Annotated in this window: 2 protein-coding genes; one reads left to right on the top strand and one right to left on the bottom strand. The window is 47.4% G+C overall.

Translation table 11 applies throughout. The annotated features are described in order from the left end of the window. Nucleotides 1-223: 223 nt before the first annotated feature. Nucleotides 224-1,876: an NAD(P)H-hydrate dehydratase gene (locus QUA00_RS23490; RefSeq protein ID WP_333411286.1), complete on the bottom strand. Its 1,653-nt coding sequence runs from the start codon at nucleotides 1,874-1,876 to the stop codon at nucleotides 224-226. Nucleotides 1,877-1,991: 115 nt separating this feature from the next. Here QUA00_RS23490 and mnmA point away from each other — a divergent pair, with 115 nt between their 5' ends. Continuing rightward, entirely contained in the window at nucleotides 1,992-3,083 is a 1,092-nt protein-coding gene (mnmA, locus tag QUA00_RS23485; RefSeq protein ID WP_333411285.1) for a tRNA 2-thiouridine(34) synthase MnmA, read from the top strand. The last annotated feature ends 70 nt before the right edge of the window (nucleotides 3,084-3,153 follow it).

Here is a 3,153-nt window from a genome sequence, read left to right as displayed (position 1 = left end):
GCCAACAGCCTTAAAGCTTGCAAATAGGTTCTATAAACCCGCCCGACCCCACGAAAAATCCTCTTATTGATATTGCTCCAAGATGTCAGTCGTAAGGAATGCAAGTTGTAATATCTTTATGAGGACTTCCGTTGTCAATACAAACCAAGGGCTAAGGTGCGCGGTGCACACCTACCCAATAGAAAGATGCGGGGTACGCACTCTACCAACTCATGTTGATTGTTTACTCAGCAAATTCTCGCAAAGCTGGAATTAAATACTGTGTCAAAGTAAAGGCATCTACTCCTAATTCCGTCCGATCTTTGGCAGCCATGATTCCGGCTTGAGCGTGCCACCAAGCTGCTGTTGCAGCAACTGATTTGGGGGGGGATTTGCGGGCGATCGCACTTGCTAATAGTCCCCCTAACAAGCCTGTGAGAACGTCGCCGCTGCCGCCTCTGGCGAGGGCTGGAGTGCTTTCGGGATTGAGGTAGGTGATGGTACGTGAAGCGTAGCTATCCCGTAGGGAATCGCCCTCATCCTTCCAACTTATGCACACTCTGGCTCCTTTGAGCAATATCGTTGCACCGCAAAGCTGAGCTGCTGCTTGACTTGCGGCAATTCGATCGTCGCCGGTTTGCTCGGCTAATTCGGGAAATAAACGCTTGAATTCGCCCGGATGAGGCGTGATAATTGTCAGTGCTGGGCGTTCGGACAAAATCGGGACTGTGCCGAGTTGAGCGAGGATATTTAAACCGTCAGCATCTAAAACCAGAGGTCGATCGCTCTCCAGTACAGATTCTACAGCTATTGCCGCTTCCAATGTCAGACCTGGGCCTGCGGCGATCGCATCATAGGTACTCAAATCAATTGCTACTGGCAATTGGCTAATTGCACCGCTTTGGGTTTCGGGACATCCTATAACTAATGCCTCTGGTAACTGGCTGCTCAAGATCGATTTAATCGACTCAGGAACAGCAATTGACAGCATTCCGATGCCGCTAGCTCTTGCTCCCAATGCTGCCAAAATTGCGGCTCCGCTGTAGCGGCGGGAACCTGCAATAATTAGTAAGTGACCATTGGTGTATTTGTGCGAAATTGGCGATCGGGGTAACGGCAAATTCTGAGTTGCCGATGCTTTTGTAATGCGTTGTATTGCTGGCGTTTCGCCCAATATTGCTGCAATATCTGCTGCGGGAATATCAAAATCAATTAATTCGGAACTCCCGATATATTCTAATGCTCTATCTTGCAGAAATGCCATTTTCCACAAACCCAAACATAATGTATGTTTTGCCCTAATTGCCGTTCCCAAAACTTCTCCGGTATTTGTATGAATTCCCGATGGAATGTCTATACTTAAAATTGGTATATTTAAATTATTTATTTCGTCAATAGCTGTGGCAGTGGCGTTAGTAATTTCTCGTTCTAATCCAAAGCCAAATAAACCATCCACGAGCAAATCGCAGTTTTTCAGATTTTCAATTTTCTCACTAAATGGAATATTTAAAGAACCTGCATAATCAGCGTGATTTTTTGTTAGTTCTTTTAGTTTAGAAAACGGACAGTAAATAACTACTTGGAACCCTTGAAAGTGCAATTCGCGGGCAACAACCAAAGCATCGCCGCCGTTGTGTCCGGGCCCAACCAATACGCCGATAACTGGCAATTTAGAATTAACAAGATTTTTCCCTTCTTCCCTTTTCCTTCTATCCGTTAAATCCCGTACACTGCTAGTTGCCGAACTTCCTTCCGCTTTCAAAAGCTCCTGAATGCGTCTAGCAATCAGTCCCGCGACTTTTTCCATTAAAGCTGCGACTGGCATTCCAGCAGCAAAAATTCTCGTTTCTATTTGCCGCATTTGGTCGGCGGTGACAACAAATTTTTGAATGGTCATATTAATGCTAAAATTTCAGCTAACAGCAGCAGTGGCAAGTTGTAGTATACTTGTGGTATAATAAATTAGCTCGATCGAACAAAGTAACAGTAAAATAGCAATTTCTCTCAGAATCATGAACAAGATTGTTGTAGGCCTCTCCGGCGGGGTCGATAGTTCCGCAGCAGCCGCAATTTTACACCATCAGGGATATGAAGTGGTGGGTTTAACGCTGTGGTTGATGAAGGGCAAAGGCCAGTGCTGCTCTGAGGGAATGGTCGATGCCGCTAAAATTTGCGAAGATTTGGGCGTTCCCCACCACATTGTTGACAGCCGCGAGGTCTTTCAGGCAAGTATTGTCGATTATTTGGTGGAGGGTTACAGTGCAGGAATTACGCCTCTGCCTTGTTCACAGTGCAATAAAACTGTGAAGTTCGGGCCAATGCTTAAGTATGCTCGCGAAGAACTCGGAATTGAAAAAATCGCTACAGGGCACTACGCTCGGATTACTTACGATGCTGCTACGGGTCGCTATCAGTTGCTGCGGGCGATCGACCCTGCGAAAGATCAGTCTTATTTCCTGTACGATCTAACACAGGATTTGTTGGCGGGTACGGAGTTTCCTTTGGGCGAAATTACCAAGACAGAAACTCGCAGAATCGCGGCAGAATTTGGCTTGACAACTGCTGATAAGCCGGAAAGTCAGGATTTGTGCTTGGTGGAAAGTAACGGTTCGATGCGGGCTTTTCTGGATAAGTACATTGCGCCGCAAAAGGGTGACATTGTGGACAAGTCAGGGCGGGTGCTCGGACAGCATGACGGTGTACACCACTACACCATCGGCCAGCGGAAGGGACTGGGGATTGCTGCACCGGAACCGCTGTACGTGATTGAACTCGATGCTGCTGGCAATCGGGTAGTTGTGGGCGATCGCCAGTTGGCAGTAGAATCTGAATGTACAGTCCAGAAAGTGAATTGGGTTTCTGTGGCTGCACCGACGGCTCCGATTCGGGCTCAGGTACAGATTCGATATCGATCGCAACCAGTCCCCGCTACAATTATTCCTGTAGAATCCTCCCAAGCAGAGGAAAAAGTCGGCGGTACAAGAGTTAAGTTGATTTTTGACGAACCGCAGTTGAGCATTACCCCCGGACAAGCGGCTGTTTGGTATGACGGCGATGTGCTATTGGGCGGCGGCATCATCGAAAGAAACCAACTCCCAAATTAAAGCAAGGGGCGGGCTAGCAGCAACGGCCCACAAGAAACCACCCACAAAAAAACTCTTTGTGGAACAGGCA

It is taken from the genome of Microcoleus sp. T2B6, assembly GCF_036700475.1.
Lineage (GTDB): Bacteria > Cyanobacteriota > Cyanobacteriia > Cyanobacteriales > Microcoleaceae > Microcoleus.
This window is presented reverse-complemented; position numbering and strand designations above follow the sequence as displayed.

What these genes read in the sequence shown, in the direction of transcription:
- QUA00_RS23490 (WP_333411286.1), bottom strand. Translation starts at nt 1,876, where the DNA reads ATGACCATTCAAAAATTTGTTGTCACCGCCGACCAAATGCGGCAAATA.
- mnmA (WP_333411285.1), top strand. Translation starts at nt 1,992, where the DNA reads ATGAACAAGATTGTTGTAGGCCTCTCCGGCGGGGTCGATAGTTCCGCA.